The following is an 18,243-nucleotide window of genomic DNA, read 5'->3' on the forward strand; positions in this document are numbered from 1 at the left end:
ATGGCTATAGACCGGATCGAGGTGAAAGGGGCAAGGGCGCACAACTTGAAAAACATTGATGTGACGATTCCGCGGGATCAGCTCGTCGTCATGACGGGTTTGTCCGGTTCGGGAAAATCGTCCCTTGCCTTTGATACGATATACGCAGAAGGACAGAGACGATATGTCGAATCGCTTTCTGCCTATGCGCGCCAATTTTTAGGCCAAATGGATAAACCTGATGTTGATGCGATTGAAGGGCTTTCCCCCGCGATCAGCATCGACCAGAAGACGACAAGCCGCAACCCGAGGTCAACAGTCGGAACGGTAACGGAGATTTATGATTATCTCCGTCTTTTATATGCGAGAGTCGGTAAGCCGCACTGTCCGGAGCATGGCATTGAAATTACGTCCCAAACAATCGAGCAAATGGTGGACCGGATTCTTGAATATCCTGAGCGGACAAAGCTTCAAGTGCTCGCGCCGATTATCTCCGGCAGGAAAGGCGCGCACGTCAAAGCGCTTGAACAAATCAGAAAACAAGGCTACGTGCGAGTTCGGATTGACGGAGAAATGGCCGAGCTTTCTGATGATATCGAGCTTGAGAAAAATAAAAAGCATTCGATTGAAGTGGTCATTGACCGGATTGTCGTGAAGGAAGGCGTGGCCGCGCGGCTTTCCGACTCGCTGGAAACCGCGCTCCGCTTAGGCGAAGGCCGTGTCATGATTGATGTGATCGGCCAGGAAGAGCTGATGTTCAGTGAGCATCACGCCTGTCCGCTTTGCGGTTTTTCGATCGGTGAGCTTGAGCCGCGTCTGTTTTCGTTTAACAGCCCGTTCGGCGCCTGTCCGACATGTGACGGACTCGGCCTGAAGCTTGAGGTGGACCCCGATCTGGTCATTCCCAATCAGGAGCTGTCATTGAAGGAACATGCGATTGCGCCGTGGACGCCGATCAGTTCACAGTATTACCCGCAGCTGCTTCAGGCAGTATGCAGCCATTACGGCATAGATATGGAGATTCCGGTTAAAGACCTTCCGAAGCATCAGCTTGATAAGGTGCTGTACGGCAGCGGCAATGAAAGGATCTACTTTAAATACGAAAATGATTTCGGCCAAGTGCGCGAAAACGAGATTGAATTTGAAGGTGTGCTGCGCAACATCGAGAGACGGTATAAAGAGACAAGTTCTGATTATATCCGTGAACAGATGGAGCAATATATGTCCCAGAAGCCATGTCCGACGTGCAAAGGCTACCGCCTGAAAAAAGAGGCGCTTGCCGTCTTAGTTAACGGCCGGCATATCGGCACCATCACCGAGCTGTCCGTAGGTGACGCGCTGGAATTTTTCAAGAATCTGACGCTGTCGGAGAAAGATATGCAGATCGCCGATTTAATTTTCTGGGAAATTGTGGAACGCCTCAGTTTCTTAGATAAAGTCGGACTCGATTATCTGACATTGAGCCGCGCGGCGGGAACCCTGTCAGGCGGGGAAGCGCAGCGTATCAGGCTTGCGACACAAATCGGTTCCCGTTTATCGGGGGTGCTCTATATTCTAGATGAACCGTCCATCGGCCTTCATCAGCGCGACAATGACCGTTTGATCAGCGCGCTGAAAAACATGAGGGACCTCGGCAATACGCTGATTGTCGTCGAACATGATGAAGATACGATGATGGCTGCCGATTATTTGATCGATATCGGCCCCGGCGCCGGCATTCACGGCGGCCAGGTCATATCTGCGGGTACGCCTGAAGAGGTCATGAATGATGAGAAATCTTTAACCGGAAGATATTTATCAGGGGCTCAATTTATTCCGATGCCGCCGGAAAGAAGAAAACCGGACGGCCGATTCATTGAAATTAAAGGCGCTTCAGAAAACAATCTGAAAAAAGCAAATGCCAAATTCCCGCTCGGGACATTCACGGCGGTAACTGGTGTGTCCGGTTCAGGAAAAAGCACGCTCGTTAACGAAATTTTGCATAAGGCGCTGGCGCAAAAACTTCATAAAGCAAAAGCGAAACCGGGCAGCCATAAAGAGATCAAGGGGCTGGATCATCTCGATAAGGTGATTGATATCGATCAGGCGCCGATCGGCCGGACGCCGAGATCAAATCCGGCAACCTATACAGGTGTGTTTGATGATATCCGCGATGTGTTCGCGCAGACGAATGAAGCGAAGGTGCGCGGCTATAAGAAAGGCCGGTTCAGCTTTAATGTGAAAGGCGGACGCTGTGAAGCCTGCCGCGGCGACGGAATCATTAAAATTGAGATGCACTTTTTGCCTGATGTGTACGTCCCGTGTGAAGTGTGCCACGGCAAACGCTACAACCGGGAGACGCTTGAGGTCACATACAAAGGAAAAAGCATTTCCGACGTGCTCGATATGACTGTGGAAGATGCTCTGGCTTTCTTTGAAAATATCCCGAAAATCAAACGCAAGCTTCAAACTCTTGCTGACGTAGGCTTAGGATATGTGACACTCGGCCAGCCGGCGACGACGCTGTCAGGCGGAGAAGCGCAGCGCGTCAAGCTTGCTTCCGAGCTGCATAAACGCTCAACAGGCCGTACGCTGTATATTCTTGACGAACCGACGACAGGTCTTCACGTTGATGATATCGCAAGACTTTTAGTTGTGCTTCAAAGACTCGTGGACAACGGGGATACCGTTTTGGTCATCGAACATAACCTCGATATTATTAAAACGGCGGATTATATCGTAGACTTGGGGCCGGAAGGCGGATCAGGCGGCGGCATGATCGTAGCGTCAGGCACGCCTGAAGAGGTCGTCGAAGTGAAAGAATCATATACCGGCCGATATTTGAAACCGGTAATGGAACGCGATAAAAAACGAATGAAAACACTTCTGGCCGAAAAAGAAACCGCGGCCACGTAATATATGAATGAAAAAGCCCAAAACGGAACGGTTTTGGGCTTCTGTTTTACAGGCTTTTTTTCTGATGGGGAAGCTGCCTGCTTAAACTCATTAAATCTTGAAGAATATGGGTGCTGCTGCTGTCCAGCAGCACTTTTATATATTGAATATCATGAGAAATGGGAGAAGGGGCTGCTTTGATTTGTTCCAGCTCAGCCAGCATTTCGTTGTTCATCCTCTTTTGTTCACGAATCAATTTCAGCAGATTTTCTTCTGTTACTTGCTCATTTCCGGGGTCTTTCTCCATTTGTATGTCCTCCTTGCATACGGTCAGGCTTTGTTACATATTGTAATCGGTTCGGGGGAAAGATTCTATAGCGAATTCTCTTAAATCAAAAATTACGTATATCGAAGCATGTCCATAGAATGAAAATGAAACCCAGAGGTTCGTCATACGTATGTATAAGGAATGGTATTTCAATTTTTATCACAGGAGAGTGTTTTCATTGAATCGCAATCAAGCGCTTATTTCATCCATCTGTTATTTCAGCGTATTTATCGCACCGCTTATCGTGCCGATCGTCGCTTATTTTGTCGTCGATGAAAAAGAAACGAAGCGGCATGCCGTACGCGCACTTGTTTCTCACATCATCCCGTTTGCGGGAGGGCTGATTGTCATCGCCGGAGTTGTCGGCGGAGCGATCACGGCTCAGGAGGAGAGTCTGCTTCCGATTTTTGTTATGATAACAGGAGCGATTATTTATTTTCTCATCGTCATTGGAATGGTCATTTGGAATGTTGTTCAGGGAATTAAGGTTTTACGCCAGGAATAAGAAGAGATGGGGGAGGAGTTTTATATGAAGCAGGAGAAAGAACGGATTTTAAAGCTTGTGGAGGAAGGGAAGCTGACTGCGCAGGAAGCCCTTACGCTCATTGAGAAGCTGGACAATGAATATAAAGAAAAAGAAGAGCAGATCACCGCGTTATCAACGAATATAATTGACTCTGCCGGAGAAGCGGAGAGCGGAGCCAAAGATACCCAAAAGCCGTCACTAGGGGCTAAGCTCTTTGACTGGATTGATTCGGCCGTGAAAAAAGTGAAGGAAGCCGATCTTGATTTGAATTTCGGCCATGCATATGATGTGCAGCATATTTTCCAATTTAAAGACAGTGAGTTCTCCGGCATTGATATGCAAATCGCAAACGGCAGCGTCAATATCGTGCCGTGGGCAGACGAAGATATCAGGGCGGAGTGCCAGGCGAAGGTGTACCGGGCGGACAGCCAGGAGGCCGCGCGCACCGCGTTTCTTCAGCATATCGAATGTGAAGTGAAGGGCAATAAGTTTTTTGTCCGTACGGAAAAGAAAACAATGAAGACTAACGTGACGCTGTATGTTCCCCAGAAGGAGTACGATAAGATACGGGTGAAGCTGTTTAACGGGCCGATAAGAGGGGAACATTTACATGTAAAAGAATTCTCAGCGAAAACGACAAACGGCGTTCTGTCATTTTCTCATTTAACGGCTGAAAAAGCTTCGGCCGAAACGGCTAACGGACAAATCAAGCTGGCCGGACACAAATGCGGAACGATCGAAGCGGAAACGATCAACGGCCTGATTGATTTACGCGGCGAGAGTGAATCCATTGACGTTCAAAGCTTTAACGGCAATATTACGCTTACCGTGACAGCGCCCCATTGCCGCTCCATTTACACAAAAACCACGACCGGAAACGTGGAGCTTGCTCTGCCTGATGATATAGCCGTAAAGGCGGAGCTGAAAAGCAATCTCGGCTCTCTCACTCACGAGCTGATTGATGCGGAGATTTTAAAGGAAAAAAACGATACCATACAAAAAGAACTGATGCTGGCGTCAAATCAAGGCCATGACCAGCACATCTCCATTTTCTCAGAATCTTTAACAGGCGGAATTAAGCTAAAGCATACTCAGAGGTGATCGTATGAAAAGACTTTATCGTTCAGAAAAAAATCGTAAAATTGCGGGTGTCATCGGCGGATTGGCGGAGTATCTCAATATGGATGCATCGCTTTTGCGTATCATAGCCGTTGTCTTAACGCTTTTAACGAGCGGAATCGTACCGCTAGTTTATATTATTTGGTGTTTTGTTGTACCTTTAGAAGGAGATTTGAAATAAATGATCAAATGGGCAGTCAGCATTTTAGTAAATGCTTTATTATTAATCGTCATTGCGGGATATTTTGATTCCGTCCATATCAGCAGTATCGGAGCGGCTGTCATTGCAAGTCTGATTCTTTCTGTGTTAAATGTGCTGATCAAACCGATCATCATCATTTTGACATTGCCCGTCACTGTTGTGACGCTTGGCCTCTTTTTGTTTGTCGTCAATGCCATTACCTTAATGATGACCGCGGCATTGATGGGAAGCAGCTTTCAAATCGACGGCTTCGGCACCGCCATTTGGGCATCCGTCGTCCTTTCTGTTTTTCATTTGCTGATTCAAAAAGGTATATTGGAGCCGCTGCAAAAGAGATAAAAAAGAGCTGTCTGCCGGCAGCTTTTTTTATTTGCCGTTTACATAAGCGGCCCCCTCCTGACGCAACATAATGCATAGGGAGGTAATGAGATGAAATGTGTGATGACGCTCTTTTTTCTGATTGGTTTGCTTTGTGTGAGTCCTTCTGCAGACGCGGCGCACAAAGAATCGGTGATTCCCGTTATTCAGCAGGAATTCGGACAGCCGCCTCATTACATACCGCTTTTGGAGAGTCCTCCCCAAATAGAAGTGAAGGCGGAAATGAAAAGAAACCTGTTCATTCAAGCTCATGTACGTGATGCCGAATATAAAGCATTTTCGGCTTTTCTGTTTTATAAACAAAGCAATGAGCTGGGGTTTAAAATGGTGCCGATGGAGCCTGCACCCGGTGCAATTCAGACATTCATGGTCCAGATTTCAAAACGGGAGATCTGGAATGGGGAATTAGAATATTACATTGTCTTCTCAAACGGCAAACAGCGTGCGGAATCGGAAACGAAGCGGCTGAAGCTTGATGGCTATCAAGCTGATTTGGCGCACATTCCCGAGCTGATGATTACGGAGCTGGCTGTTGATACGAAAAATGACGGCGGCGGTGACGCCTATGAATTTATTGAGGTCTATAACACAACGGACAGACCGATTCATTTTAAAGATTATCAAATCCGCTACCGCTATCCGAAGGAAGGACCGGAGTCCGATTTGATGTGGAGGCCGGCGAAAGACGCGGTAATTCCATCGGGCGGCGCCTACGTGTTTTGGCTGAGGCGCGCTTCATCAGAGCTTACAGCAGAAGATTTCAACGGCTATTACGGAACCCATTTGAAAGAAGGGGAAAATCTCGCTGTCATTGAAGAGACGGAAGGAATGGCGAATTCCCGGCCGCGTGCCGTGGTGCTGTCGACGAATACAGGAAAAGACATAGCAATTGCGCATTACCGGAAGCACGCATTCCGGCGCCTGTCTTCTCTGCTCTATAAATATCCGCTCAACGGAACGGAAGATTTGCTGGCGATTTCCACAAGCGAGCAGAAGCCGTCGCCGGGCTTCGTTTTTCAGGCGCAGGTCCCTCAGCAAAAACGGCCGACAAAGCCTGATAAGGAAAAGCCGGTCATTGAAGACCTTACGAATAGGAAACCCGTCCGCCCGACGGAAAGCATTGAATTGAAGGCTGACATAAGGGACAAAAGCCTTGTCAAAACGGCTGCTTTTTATTACCGGACCAATGAGAAGAAACCATTTAAAAGAATACTGGCCGAAAAAGACCGCAACGACAATTTATATCACCACATCATTTATTCTCCCGAACTGATCGGCCAGGATCAGCTTGAGTATTATATCGCTGCCGGTGACGGAGAAAATGAAGCGAAAACGCCTGTCAAAATGATTGACATTGAGCAGACGAGTAAGTCGCACGGTTTGCGTATGAACATTGACCCTAATGATACGATATCGGGCACACAACTGCTCAAAGCCACATCAGACATCAGCGCGGATAAGATTAAGCTGTGGATTGACGGGAAGCTTCAGCAGACGCGGCCGGCATTGGAGAAAGAGGTTTATTTTGCCTTTGATACCCGGAAAACGAATCTTTATTTTCAAAATGCGGTCATGATGGAAAACAAGGTGATAAAAATTTTTGACGATCCGACTCACCGCTACCGGACGTACTCGGTCCTGCTGCCGGAGCGGCTGCTGCAAAAAGGCGGAAAGACACCGAGAGTCACAATCCGTTCAGGGTCAAAGGTTTCCCCTTATGACACAGGGGAAAATCGCGATGATTTCCTGGTGAAAAATGCCCGCCTTGTGCTTTCTGACGGAACCGTCATCAGAGACGGGGAGCAAGCTCCGGGAAAGCAGCTGTTTATCGGAGATAATCAGCGCGCGAATCAGAGCATTTCTTTCCGGTTCAGCCTCCCGGATCATTTGTTCACATCCCGTCTTTTAGAGTGGAATACGGCGAAGCTTTCTGAAGGCTATCACCATATTTTTGTCAGCGACGGTGAGGAACAGGTCAGTATGTCCGTGCGCGTCGATAACACGGGGCCTGAGATTGATCCCGGAATCACCGATGGCCAAAAGGTGAAAGGAAATCTGGTGCTGCAAGCGAAAATCCGTGATACATGGAGTAAGGTTGAAGAGGTAAAAGCGTTTTTGGACGGAGAAAGCATTACACTCCCGTACCATACGTCATCTGCAGAGCTTGAGCCTGGAAAGCACACTCTTAAAATCAGCGCTGCTGATCTGGCGGGAAACGAGACGACGGCAGTACGCACTTTCAGCACCGAACGGGAGCAGCCGAATCAGCCTGAGCTGATCGGTCAGAAAGTGAGCGGCCATAAAGCAAAACTGTCCGTTCGGGTAAAAGACCCGACGAAGGACGCGATGGATTTATCTTTTTATCGGGGTTTCCGTTATACGGCGCGGAACCCGGGCAGCGTAAAAGTGTATAAACACGCCTCGGTGACTGAGCCGCCGAAAGGGATGAAGGAAAATGAGACGCCTTTTACATTGCCGGAAATGAATCAGATCACGGCAAATGACGGAAAGACAGTAACAACGGAAAGTATGGAGCGCTTCCCTTATCACCGGTTTGAAGTAACGGTTGATCCGTCTGTCGATGAAACAGATCAGGCTGAAGCGGTTTGGAAAGGAAGTTCATTGCCCGGCAGAAAGGTAACCATGTATATATGGAATTACCGGACAAGCTGCTGGCAGGAGGCTGACAGTTTCCTCGCCAAAAATAAAAAACCATTTACCTTAAAGGCTTCCGTTTCCGCAGCAGATGTTGTGAAGCATTCTAAAATGAATGTCATCGTGCAAGACGAGATCCCGGCAAAGGGCGATTATACGTTTGTCTGGATGTCCGACACGCAGTATTATGCGAAAAGCCATCCGCATATTTTTGATAAGATGACCGAGTGGTTGAAGGAAAATAAGGAAAAGCACAATATTAAATATGTATTTCACACAGGTGATATTGTCGATGATTCCACGGATATGAAACAGTGGAAAAACGCCGATCGCTCGATGCGCACTCTGGATAAAGCGGGAATCCCATACGGGGTGCTTGCCGGTAACCATGATGTCGGCCATAAGGACGGCACATACCGGACATTCGGGGATTATTTCGGCAGCCGCCGTTTTGACCAGAAACTGCATTACGGCGAATCGTATAAAAATAACCGCGGCCATTATGATTTAGTGTCAAGCAGCGGGAATGACTTTATTATGATTTATATGGGCTGGGGCATTACAGACCAAGATATTGACTGGATCAACAAGGTGCTCAAGCAGTACCCTGACCGCACGGCGATTTTATGCTTTCATGAATATTTGCTTGTGAGCGGGAACAGAAGCCCGATCGGAGAGACGATTTACAAAAAAGTCGTTAAGCCGAACCGCAATGTAATGATGGTATTAAGCGGCCACTACCATAACGCAATGAGAAAAACAGACGCGCTTGATGATGACGGGGACGGAAAACCGGACCGCCTCGTGCATCAAATCCTGACTGATTATCAGGACGGACCAGAAGGCGGACAAGGCTACATGCGGCTGATGCAATTTGACCAGGCTGCCAATCAGGTGCATATGTTCTCCTACTCGCCGTATACAGATGACATCAATTACTATGACACAGACCTGTTCGGCGATAAAGACGATTTCTCAGCCGGCATGGATTTAGAACCAAAAATGAAAAAGGTAGCGACCGATTACTTTGAATGCAACATCTATACGAATGAACTGCTCGGGCATAAAAAGCACGTAAAAAGCGGAAAAACGGCACATTGGGTCTGGAACAATCTTCAGGCAGATTCCGTTTATTATTGGTATACTGTCGTGAAGGACCCGTTCAATGGCAAAACAAAATCGCCGATCTGGATGTTAAAAACGGGGAACCCGCCTTATCACCCGGCTCCGGATCAGCTTGATTTCAGACATGTCTCCAATCCATGATGGGCGAATGCCTGCTGATTGTTCAAAACAGAAGATCTGAACGGTCAGCAGGATTTTTATCCTTTAAAGCCTGTTATTTCGGACTCATTCCTGAGGTATGTTCAATCAGGATAATTGAATTCGGAATTTTAATCTGATCGGACATGGATGCAAGATCATTTAAGCGGAAAACGAATCGTATATCTTAATCGAATTGTGAGAGAATTCAATTCATGTGATAGTCAGAAGCAGAGTTTTTGTCAGGAGAACAAGCAATATATATAGAAACAATTACACCTTTTTTTACATGGGTTCAGATACAGCTCTTTAGACATCTAAAAACAGCCTCAGACGTTAAGTTTAAGGCTGTTTCTTATTGTGTTAATCTTCGGCTGGATTTTTCTTTCGACAGCTATCACAAATTCCGTAAAACTCTAATTGGTGATGTGTCATCTTATAGTTCGTAATCTTCTCAGCAAACTCTTCAACTTCATGTAAATAAGGATAATGAAAATCCGCAACTTTACCGCACTTCTTGCAGATGACATGATAATGATCATCTGAAGCTGAATCATAACGTGTATTTTCACCGAAGTTCAATTCTCTTACTAAGCCTTCTTTTTTGTAATACCGGAGTGTGTTATAAACTGTTGCTTGGCTGACAGTTGGGAAGTTGATCTTAAGCGCTTGATAAAGTTCTTCAGCAGTAGGATGCTGTATTTTCGACAGGTAACAATAAATAGCAAGTCTTTGGGGGGGGGATTCGAACTCCCTTTGCTTTTAACCTTGCTAAGGCCGTTTCCTTCAGTTTTGCCATCCTTTTACACCTTCTTTAGAAAATTTCAGCAATTGTTACTGCACGCTCTTTTCTGTTTTTTAAGGTGGCCTGATCGAACTATTTTTGTTTGGATATATCGTTCATTGTCAGCCGTTATCGGGCACCATACCGGTATCCTTCGTCTTATGCGGATTCCTGCCTGCCGTAACTTTTCCAGCTTATGAGGATTATTCGTAATTAAATCGATGGGTTGGTTCCTCAAAAACTTTAAAATGGTTGCGGATTCATCATACGTTCGCAGGTCATCCTCAAAGCCAAGTGCTTCATTTGCCTCTACGGTGTCCATGCCCTGCTGCTGCAGCAGATAGGCCATTGCCTTATGGAATAATCCGATTCCTCTTCCTTCCTGATTTGCGATATAAAAGATGGCTCCGCAGCCATTATCGGTAATCAACTGCTTCGCTTCCTGAAACTGTTCCCCGCAATCACATTTTCGGCTTCCGAATATATCACCTGTGTGACAAATACTATGAAAGCGAACAAAAGCTTGGTTAGCATGTTTAAACTCTCCGTAAACGAGTACTGAAGAGAGCTGCTGATCTGCCATAGGATTTCCCTGAAGCTGTTTTAAAATCTGTTCTATTGATAAATCTTCCGCTATGTTTTCCTGATTCACCCATGTATACCATTTGAAAATGAACGTTTTAACGTTAACATTGAGAGGTAATGTAACAGGCCCTAACAATAAAAGGGTGTGTGCACCATGTGATATTTTCTTAAGATATTGATTGCCGGTTCTGAGATATTGTTCGTTATAAGTCAAGTATGTTCTCTCCTTTTTTAATGCTCCCAATTCGTTACATTCTTTTTCATTTTTTCAAACGCCTGCCAAGGCATTAGGGCACAATTGTGGCGAGCTTTTAAAGGATGAACGCCTATTAAAGAAATCGCGTCTCCCAATGTTTCTTCTTTTGGTTCTGTCCCGTTGCGTATCATCTCTTCCATGACATGGTGCATTTCTTCAACTTCCGTAAATGTTTTGTTTTTCAGAAGATCAGTCATAATGGATGAGGACGCCATGCTGATGCTGCACCCTTCCCCTATAAAGGAAGCGTCCTTTATTTTGTTCCCCTGTATATCAATAAACAGAGTCATGACATCCCCGCAAGTAGGATTTTTATAATGAACAGATAAAGCATTAGGATGTTCGATTTTTCGGAAATTCCGTTTGTATCTTGAGTGATCCATGATTACCGATCGGTATAAACCTTCTAACAAAATGATTGCTCCTTCCCTTCTCTAAATATATACATTGAAATTGCTGATGGGTTTGTCTATACTTTAATATGTAAAACGTAATCATTGCGATTTAAGATTAACTCATTTAGAAAAGTGGTGCAATGACATTGACTCAATTTTTCACATTCTCACGGCATCGCAGACTGCGCTCGACGTTGTTTTTGCGTGATTTGGTAAGAGAAAACAGCCTTTCTTGTAACGATTTAATATATCCTCTATTTGCAGCAGCCCAAAACGGCTGGATTAATGAAAAAAATACAGTGCTGGAAAGTATGATTTCTATGAAACGGGCCGGTGCGGATCTTATTGTTACATATTTTGCAAAAGATATAGCAAGATATCTTCTGGAAGATAATCGATGATGAGACAGGCGGCGATCGTATGTATTCGTTTATATCAAAAGGCAATATCGCCTCTGTTTCCGCCAACTTGCAGATTTTATCCAACATGCTCTGCCTATGGGATTGAAGCTTTTCAAAAGTTTGGGTTTATCAAAAGCAGCTGGCTGCTCGTCAAACGATTGCTGAAATGTCACCCTTTTCATCCGGGAGGTTTTGACCCTGTTCCAAGAAAAACAGACAAAAAAAAGGGAGGGGAGCTCTCTATGAATCGGCCGTATGAAATTCAATTTGGCTCTAATCGAATGATTGTTCTTTCTGATGGAACGTTTCCTGTAACGAAGGAATTTTTCCTTGCAGGGGCGCATAATGACCAGGAAGTTGATCGATTTCCTGATGAATTTGAAGTAGCGCTGAATTTTGTATGCCTGCAAATAGGCGGTAAGCATATTTTAATTGATACAGGATTTGGAGAAACAGGCGGACAGGAGTCTGGGCAATTATTAACTCACTTACACCAATCGGGAATTCATCGTAATCTAATTGATTATGTTGTATTGTCTCATAGTCATTTAGATCATACCGGCGGGCTTGTGAAAAATGGAAAACCTGCTTTTCCAAACGCCATTCATATCATGAGTAAGAAAGAATGGTTATATGCGGAACAAACTCCTGAGTCCAAACAATTTAAGGTATTAAATAAAGTCCTTCCGCTGCTCAAGGTTATTGAAGAGGATACTGAAATATTACCGGGAGTATTGCTGAAACATACACCCGGTCACACACCGGGACATCTAACTGCGGAAGTTCTTACAAATAATGGTGTATACTTGTTCGCAAATGATGTATTCAATATTCCATATAGTATTTCTAATACAAATTTGCGTGTGGTACTTGAAGAAGATTCTGTACAGGGGGTAAAGACCAGGAATCAATTGATCCAATCGGCTCGAAAAGAAAGAGCCTTCCTTCATTCCTGTCATTTTCCGTACCCGGGGCTGGGGACCATTGAAAAAATAAATTCACTATATAAATGGAAACCCATTGAGAGGAAACACTACTCCTAATGCGCTAGATTCATAATTGCTTCGGTTAGAGGGGCAGTGTAAAAATAAGTCCCTTTCCTTTTTTCTTTCTCGGAATAAGGAAAGGGACTTTTTCTGTGTTCAGCGGAGTGCAAAGGATTATGAGATATGTTGATTGAATCTCTTTAAAATCTTAATAATAAAGAGTTGTTTCCAATCCATACGAATTTATTTCACTCTGTCCATATAATGCACAAATGTGTAGCGGTCGCCTCTGTAAGCTGATTTGACATGCTCAAAGGCCGTGCCGTTCTGCAGGTAGGTGGTCCGCTTAATATAAAGGACGGGCGCGCCGGGCTGAATGCCGAGAAGCTCTGCTTCCTCCTGTGAGGCTGTTCCCGGTTCAAGCTCCTGCTTTGCCCGTGAAATCGGCATTTGATTGTATTCCTCGATGTGCTCATACATGGATGACCGAAAATGGGAGGCATCCAGCTTACCCGCCATGTCAAACGGGATATACGAAGCCTCGAGCGCCATCGGAATATCGTTGGCCAGCCGGACGCGGATGATTTTATGAAGCATTGACGGATACCCGCATCCTAAAATTGAAGCCAATTCTTCAGTAGCCGGAATCAGCTGATATTCGGCCAATCTGCTTCCCGGCTTCATACCGCGGCTTCTCATGTCCTCCGTAAAGCTTGTCAGCCCTTGCAGCGGCTGCTCCATTTTTAATTTGCTGACGAAGGTTCCCCGGCCTTTTTGTCTGTATAAAAACCCTTCGTTCACCAAGTTGGAAAGCGCCTGCCGCACCGTCATTCTGCTGATGCCGAATTGCTCGGCGTATTCGCGCTCCGAGGGAAGCGGCGCGTCCGCTTTTAGCTCGCCGTTTTTGATTTGTGTCTTTAATTGCTCCATAATCTGAAAATAAATCGGAATCGGGGATTGTTTATCAATATGCATAGGTTAAAATCCTTTCAAGCGTCAGCCCGCAGCCTCTTCATCGATCAAGACCGTCACATCCGGGTGTAAATGCAGAGCCGAGGCAGGGAATGATTCGCTGATGCGCCCGTCCAGCAGCTGTTTTACCGCTTGGGCCTTGCTTTTTCCGGAAGCCATGATCAATATCCGCTTGCCGGACAAAATCGTTTCAATGCCCATTGTAACGGCTTTTTTCGGGACTTGATCGATTGACGAAAAGTATCGCGCATTTGCCTGCCTTGTTTCTTCGTCCAGCTCAACGACGTGCGTCCGGGATTGAAATGGCGTGCCCGGTTCATTGAAGCCGATATGGCCGTTATGCCCGATACCCAGCAGCTGAATATCTGTGCCGCCGAGCGATGCCGCCAATCGGTCATAGCGCTCGCATTCAGCGTCAAGATCGTCTGCCTGTCCGTCAGGAAGAAAATGGCGGTCCTTACGGCTGTCGATATGCGCAAATAAATGTGTATTCATATAATAATGATAGCTGTTTTTATCCTCAGGAGAAAGCCCGGCGTATTCATCAAGATTGATGGTGCTGACATTTTGAAACGACAGGCCTTCCGTGCGGTGCATCCGCACCAGCTCTTTGTATACGCCTTCCGGTGTGCCGCCCGTCGCAAGGCCGAGGACGGCATCGGGCTTTTGCTTCACTGTTTCAGCGATGATAGCTGCGGCTTTTTGGCTTAGTTCCTCATAATTTCTGCATTTGATCACATTCATGACCAGTCAACCTCCTTTGAGATGTATGCGGCGTTTCCGCGGCAAATGGCCGCCAATACGCTGCACTGTCCGTCTGTCAAAATAATGTCGGCGTCTTTTCCTTCCGCAATGCTTCCTTTGCGGTCATAGATGCCAAGCTGGCGGGCGGCGTTTGCTGACGTCATATTAGCTATATCCAGCCAAGAACAATCTGTAAACCTGCGCATGAGCGCTGCGCCTTCATTCATTTTCAGAATGGAGCCTGCCAGAGTTCCGTCAGAAAGCAGGGCTGTGTTTCCGCGGACTGTAACCTTCTGCCCTCCGAATTCATACACACCGTCCTGAAGCCCTTTTGCCCGCATAGAGTCCGTTATCATGATCAGCTTTTGGCTGCCTTTCGCCAAATATGCGAGCTTTACGGCTAAGGGATGTGAATGAATGCCGTCAGTAATCAGCTCTGCCGTGATGTTCTCACAGGCAAGGGCCGTACCGATGCCCCCCGGCTCACGGTGATGAAAGGAGCTCATGGCATTATAAAGATGGGTCATATGCAGCGCGCCGGCCTCTGCCGCTTCTGCTAAAAGCTCGGAACTTGCGTTTGTATGCCCCATTGACGGGATAATCGATTGCTCTTTTAAATAACGGATCAAGCTGAAATCGTCATCCTCTTCCGGTGCAAGCGTCACGATTTTGATCAGCCCTCCCGCCAGCCGCTCCCATTTTTGAAAAAGGTCCGGATCTGTGGGGGTGATCCACTGCTTTGGCTGTGCCCCGGCCTTTTTTGGCGAGACAAACGGGCCTTCTAAGTGAATGCCGAGCAGCTCTGCGCCTTTATCCGCTTGTGGGGAGGATGACGTCCATTCCTTTACGTTAACAAGCGCTTTTTCAATGTTTTCGTGCTGCTGTGTGATCGTTGTAGCTAAAAAAGATGTTGTTCCTTCTTCAGGCAGACGGGAAGACAAAGTATCAAGAGCCGAAAAATCGGCATCCATCGTATCTGCGCCATAGCCGCCGTGGATATGAATATCAATCATACCGGGAAGCACATAAGAGTTTTTGGGCGCCTGCCACTCTTTATCGAACGTTTCTTGCGGTTTTTTGTCACCCGCATACGAAATGAGGCCGTCTTTCATTCCGAGGAATCCGTTTTGAATGATTCCATTTTCTGTTACAATGCGGGCACCGCAGATTAAAATGCTTTCAGCCAATAAAAACACGCCTTTCTGGATGATTTGTTATGTTTATTTTACTCCTTTTCAGACTAGTTATCTAGACCAGTTATGCCGTAATTGTATAAATCTGTTTTGGTTCAGTCTCTAAAGTGATAAAATATAACTGTTCAAAGCTCGGAACATCCCAGAACAGGAGGAACTTATCTTGGCAAAGGTTCGGACCAAAGACGTAATGGAGCAGTTCAATTTAGAATTGATCAGCGGAGAAGAAGGGGTTAACCGCCCGATTACGATGAGTGATTTATCACGGCCCGGTATTGAAATCGCCGGTTATTTTACATATTACCCGAGGGAACGGGTGCAGCTTCTAGGGAAAACAGAGCTGTCATTTTTTGAACAGCTTCCTGACGAAGATAAGAAACAAAGAATGAAATCACTTTGCACCGATGTCACACCTGCTATCATTCTTTCCAGAGATATGCCGATCCCGCCGGAGCTTATAGAAGCGTCCGAACAAAACGGTGTGCCGGTGCTCAGATCACCTTTAAAAACAACAAGATTGTCAAGCAGACTGACAAACTTTCTTGAAAGCCGTCTCGCGCCGACGACAGCCATTCACGGCGTGCTCGTAGATATATACGGCGTGGGCGTGCTGATTACGGGGAAAAGCGGCGTCGGAAAAAGTGAGACCGCGCTGGAGCTCGTCAAACGCGGCCATCGTCTAGTCGCCGATGACTGCGTCGAAATCCGGCAGGAGGATCAGGATACGCTTGTCGGCAATGCGCCTGAGCTGATTGAGCATCTGCTCGAAATCAGGGGGCTCGGCATTATCAATGTGATGACGCTGTTTGGCGCCGGAGCCGTCAGAAGCAATAAAAGAATTACCATCGTCATGGACCTGGAGCTTTGGGAGCAAGGGAAACAATACGATCGTCTTGGACTTGAAGAAGAAAAAATGAAAATCATTGATACAGAAATCACAAAACTGACAATCCCCGTCCGTCCGGGACGAAATCTCGCTGTCATTATCGAAGTTGCGGCGATGAACTTCAGATTAAAACGGATGGGCTTAAATGCTGCCGAGCAATTTACGCATAAGCTGGCGGATGTCATTGAAGATGGTGAACAAGACGAATAGGAGTTGGCAATTTAATGAATGAAGCAATAACACCAATCAATCCGATTGCCTTACAGCTGGGGCCCCTTTCCGTCCATTGGTACGGGGTCATTATCGGCGCGGGCGCTCTGTTAGGGCTGTGGCTGGCGATGAGAGAGAGTGAAAAGCGCGGGCTGAAAAAAGACATTTTTATTGACCTTGTTCTTTTTGCCATTCCCATCGCAATCATTTGTGCACGGGTGTATTATGTTCTTTTTGAGTGGGGCTATTATTCAGAACACCCGGGAGAAATCATCAAAATCTGGAAGGGCGGCATCGCGATTCACGGCGGTTTAATCGGTGCGATTGCGACGGGAATCGTCTTTTCGAAAGTGAGAGGCATCTCTTTCTGGAAGCTTGCGGATATTGCCGCACCGAGTATTTTACTCGGGCAGGCCATCGGGCGCTGGGGGAACTTTATCAACCAGGAAGCTCACGGCGAGGCTGTCAGCCGGTCATTTTTGGAAAGCCTTCATCTGCCTGAATTCATCATTAACCAGATGTATATAAACGGGCAATATTATCATCCGACTTTCTTGTATGAGTCATTGTGGAGTTTTATCGGCGTCATTATGCTGCTTCTGCTCCGGCGCGCGAATCTGCGCAGGGGCAATCTGTTTTTGACCTATATCATCTGGTATTCGATCGGCAGATTCTTTATTGAGCATATGCGGACGGACAGCCTGATGCTGACGAGCAACCTTCGCATTGCTCAAGTGATTTCAATTGTGTTAATTGTTCTTGCTATCTTTTTGATGATTTTCAGACGTGTCAAAGGGTATGCCGATAAGCGGTATGCGGACACAGACTGACGTCTGAAAACCGGAAAGGACGTATGATGACTGATAAACGTGTAAACACCATTTTGTTTGATCTTGACGGCACGCTGATTAATACGAATGAGCTGATTATCGCTTCATATCTTCATACGCTTGACCATTATTGCCCGGGACGGTATCAGCGGGAGGACGTGCTCCCGTTTATCGGCCCGCCCCTGTACGAAACATTTTCAGGTATAAACGCCGCAAAATGCGATGAAATGATCAGCATGTACAGGGCATTTAACCATGACATGCATGATGAGCTCGTGACAGAATATGAAACGGTTTATGAAACGCTTGATGAATTGAAAAAGGCGGGATATAAGCTTGGCATCGTCACGACGAAGCTAAGGGATACCGTGAATATGGGCCTTGCGCTGACGGGGATCGGGCCGTTTTTTGAGACGGTCGTCACACTCGATGATGTCAAAAACCCGAAGCCAGATCCGGAGCCAGTGCGTCTCGCCCTCCGGCAGCTTGCAAGTGAACCTTCTGAAGCCATAATGGTCGGTGACAACTATCACGACGTATTGGCAGGAAAAAACGCCGGCACGAAAACCGCGGGTGTCGCATGGACGATCAAAGGCGCAAAAGAGCTTGCCAAGCACGAACCGGACTACATGCTCGAAAAAATGAGCGATTTATTACAAATTACCGGAGTGAAGTGA

17 protein-coding genes and 2 pseudogenes are annotated in these 18,243 nt (G+C 46.4%); 12 read left to right on the forward strand and 7 right to left on the reverse strand.

Going from position 1 to position 18,243, the window contains the following annotated elements; translation table 11 throughout:
• Positions 1-2,874, forward strand: coding sequence for an excinuclease ABC subunit UvrA (gene uvrA / locus AXI59_RS13095; protein ID WP_061528461.1), 2,874 nt, complete (start codon positions 1-3; stop codon positions 2,872-2,874).
• Positions 2,875-2,920: 46 nt separating this feature from the next.
• Here the strand turns inward: uvrA and AXI59_RS13100 are convergent, their stop codons facing one another.
• A complete protein-coding gene (locus tag AXI59_RS13100; RefSeq protein ID WP_061522686.1) occupies positions 2,921-3,160 on the reverse strand; it encodes a hypothetical protein in 240 nt (79 codons plus the stop codon).
• A 199-nt stretch (positions 3,161-3,359) separates the two neighbouring features.
• Here AXI59_RS13100 and AXI59_RS13105 point away from each other — a divergent pair, with 199 nt between their 5' ends.
• From AXI59_RS13105 to AXI59_RS13125, 5 genes are all read left to right on the forward strand, one after another.
• Positions 3,360-3,686, forward strand: a complete 327-nt coding sequence (locus tag AXI59_RS13105; RefSeq protein WP_061522687.1) for a magnetosome magnetite crystal formation protein family — start codon at positions 3,360-3,362, stop codon at positions 3,684-3,686.
• Positions 3,687-3,710: 24 nt separating this feature from the next.
• On the forward strand, positions 3,711-4,808 hold the full coding sequence (locus AXI59_RS13110) for a DUF4097 family beta strand repeat-containing protein (RefSeq protein ID WP_061522688.1): 1,098 nt from the start codon (positions 3,711-3,713) through the stop codon (positions 4,806-4,808).
• A gap of 4 nt (positions 4,809-4,812) precedes the next feature.
• Positions 4,813-5,007 carry a PspC domain-containing protein gene (locus AXI59_RS13115; protein WP_061522689.1) on the forward strand — a complete coding sequence of 65 codons (195 nt, stop codon included), beginning with the start codon at positions 4,813-4,815 and terminating at the stop codon, positions 5,005-5,007.
• Complete coding sequence (locus AXI59_RS13120) at positions 5,008-5,367, forward strand: phage holin family protein (RefSeq protein WP_061522690.1); 360 nt, start codon at positions 5,008-5,010, stop codon at positions 5,365-5,367.
• A 90-nt stretch (positions 5,368-5,457) separates the two neighbouring features.
• Positions 5,458-9,327 carry a lamin tail domain-containing metallophosphoesterase family protein gene (locus tag AXI59_RS13125; RefSeq protein ID WP_061528462.1) on the forward strand — a complete coding sequence of 1,290 codons (3,870 nt, stop codon included), beginning with the start codon at positions 5,458-5,460 and terminating at the stop codon, positions 9,325-9,327.
• Between the two features lie 360 nt (positions 9,328-9,687).
• On the opposite strand, the gene AXI59_RS13130 is transcribed toward AXI59_RS13125, so the two are convergent.
• The 3 genes from AXI59_RS13130 to sufU form a co-directional block, all read right to left on the reverse strand.
• Positions 9,688-10,047 carry a Fur family transcriptional regulator gene (locus AXI59_RS13130; RefSeq protein WP_338022812.1) on the reverse strand — a complete coding sequence of 120 codons (360 nt, stop codon included), beginning with the start codon at positions 10,045-10,047 and terminating at the stop codon, positions 9,688-9,690.
• Between the two features lie 101 nt (positions 10,048-10,148).
• On the reverse strand, positions 10,149-10,907 hold the full coding sequence (locus tag AXI59_RS13135) for a GTP cyclohydrolase II (protein ID WP_061528463.1): 759 nt from the start codon (positions 10,905-10,907) through the stop codon (positions 10,149-10,151).
• A 17-nt stretch (positions 10,908-10,924) separates the two neighbouring features.
• Positions 10,925-11,362, reverse strand: coding sequence for a Fe-S cluster assembly sulfur transfer protein SufU (sufU, locus tag AXI59_RS13140; RefSeq protein ID WP_082791775.1), 438 nt, complete (start codon positions 11,360-11,362; stop codon positions 10,925-10,927).
• Between the two features lie 242 nt (positions 11,363-11,604).
• Here sufU and AXI59_RS20495 point away from each other — a divergent pair.
• The 3 genes and pseudogenes from AXI59_RS20495 to AXI59_RS13155 form a co-directional block, all read left to right on the forward strand.
• Positions 11,605-11,745 (forward strand): annotated as a pseudogene (locus AXI59_RS20495) (hypothetical protein); the annotation flags it as partial.
• A pseudogene (gene yidD / locus AXI59_RS13150) lies at positions 11,745-11,981 on the forward strand (membrane protein insertion efficiency factor YidD); the annotation flags it as partial. The pseudogenes AXI59_RS20495 and yidD, both read left to right, overlap by 1 nt.
• A 45-nt stretch (positions 11,982-12,026) precedes the next feature.
• On the forward strand, positions 12,027-12,788 hold the full coding sequence (locus tag AXI59_RS13155) for an MBL fold metallo-hydrolase (RefSeq protein ID WP_231878457.1): 762 nt from the start codon (positions 12,027-12,029) through the stop codon (positions 12,786-12,788).
• A gap of 186 nt (positions 12,789-12,974) precedes the next feature.
• Here the strand turns inward: AXI59_RS13155 and AXI59_RS13160 are convergent, their stop codons facing one another.
• Genes AXI59_RS13160 through nagA form a run of 3 tightly spaced genes read right to left on the reverse strand, consistent with a single transcriptional unit; the run spans position 12,975 to position 15,634 of the window.
• Positions 12,975-13,706: a GntR family transcriptional regulator gene (locus AXI59_RS13160; RefSeq protein WP_061528465.1), complete on the reverse strand. Its 732-nt coding sequence runs from the start codon at positions 13,704-13,706 to the stop codon at positions 12,975-12,977.
• Positions 13,707-13,727: 21 nt separating this feature from the next.
• A complete protein-coding gene (gene nagB, locus AXI59_RS13165; protein WP_061522696.1) occupies positions 13,728-14,447 on the reverse strand; it encodes a glucosamine-6-phosphate deaminase in 720 nt (239 codons plus the stop codon).
• On the reverse strand, positions 14,444-15,634 hold the full coding sequence (gene nagA, locus AXI59_RS13170) for an N-acetylglucosamine-6-phosphate deacetylase (protein ID WP_061528491.1): 1,191 nt from the start codon (positions 15,632-15,634) through the stop codon (positions 14,444-14,446). Before nagA ends, nagB begins: the two co-directional genes overlap by 4 nt.
• Positions 15,635-15,803: 169 nt before the next feature.
• Between nagA and hprK the strand changes: the two genes are divergently transcribed.
• From hprK to ppaX, 3 genes are read left to right on the forward strand one after another with little or no spacing between them, the layout of a single operon-like run.
• Positions 15,804-16,736: an HPr(Ser) kinase/phosphatase gene (gene hprK / locus AXI59_RS13175; protein ID WP_061522697.1), complete on the forward strand. Its 933-nt coding sequence runs from the start codon at positions 15,804-15,806 to the stop codon at positions 16,734-16,736.
• Positions 16,737-16,750: 14 nt separating this feature from the next.
• Positions 16,751-17,566 carry a prolipoprotein diacylglyceryl transferase gene (lgt, locus tag AXI59_RS13180; protein ID WP_061522698.1) on the forward strand — a complete coding sequence of 272 codons (816 nt, stop codon included), beginning with the start codon at positions 16,751-16,753 and terminating at the stop codon, positions 17,564-17,566.
• Positions 17,567-17,592: 26 nt separating this feature from the next.
• Positions 17,593-18,243, forward strand: a complete 651-nt coding sequence (gene ppaX, locus AXI59_RS13185; RefSeq protein ID WP_061528492.1) for a pyrophosphatase PpaX — start codon at positions 17,593-17,595, stop codon at positions 18,241-18,243.

The organism is Bacillus nakamurai (assembly GCF_001584325.1).
GTDB lineage: Bacteria > Bacillota > Bacilli > Bacillales > Bacillaceae > Bacillus > Bacillus nakamurai.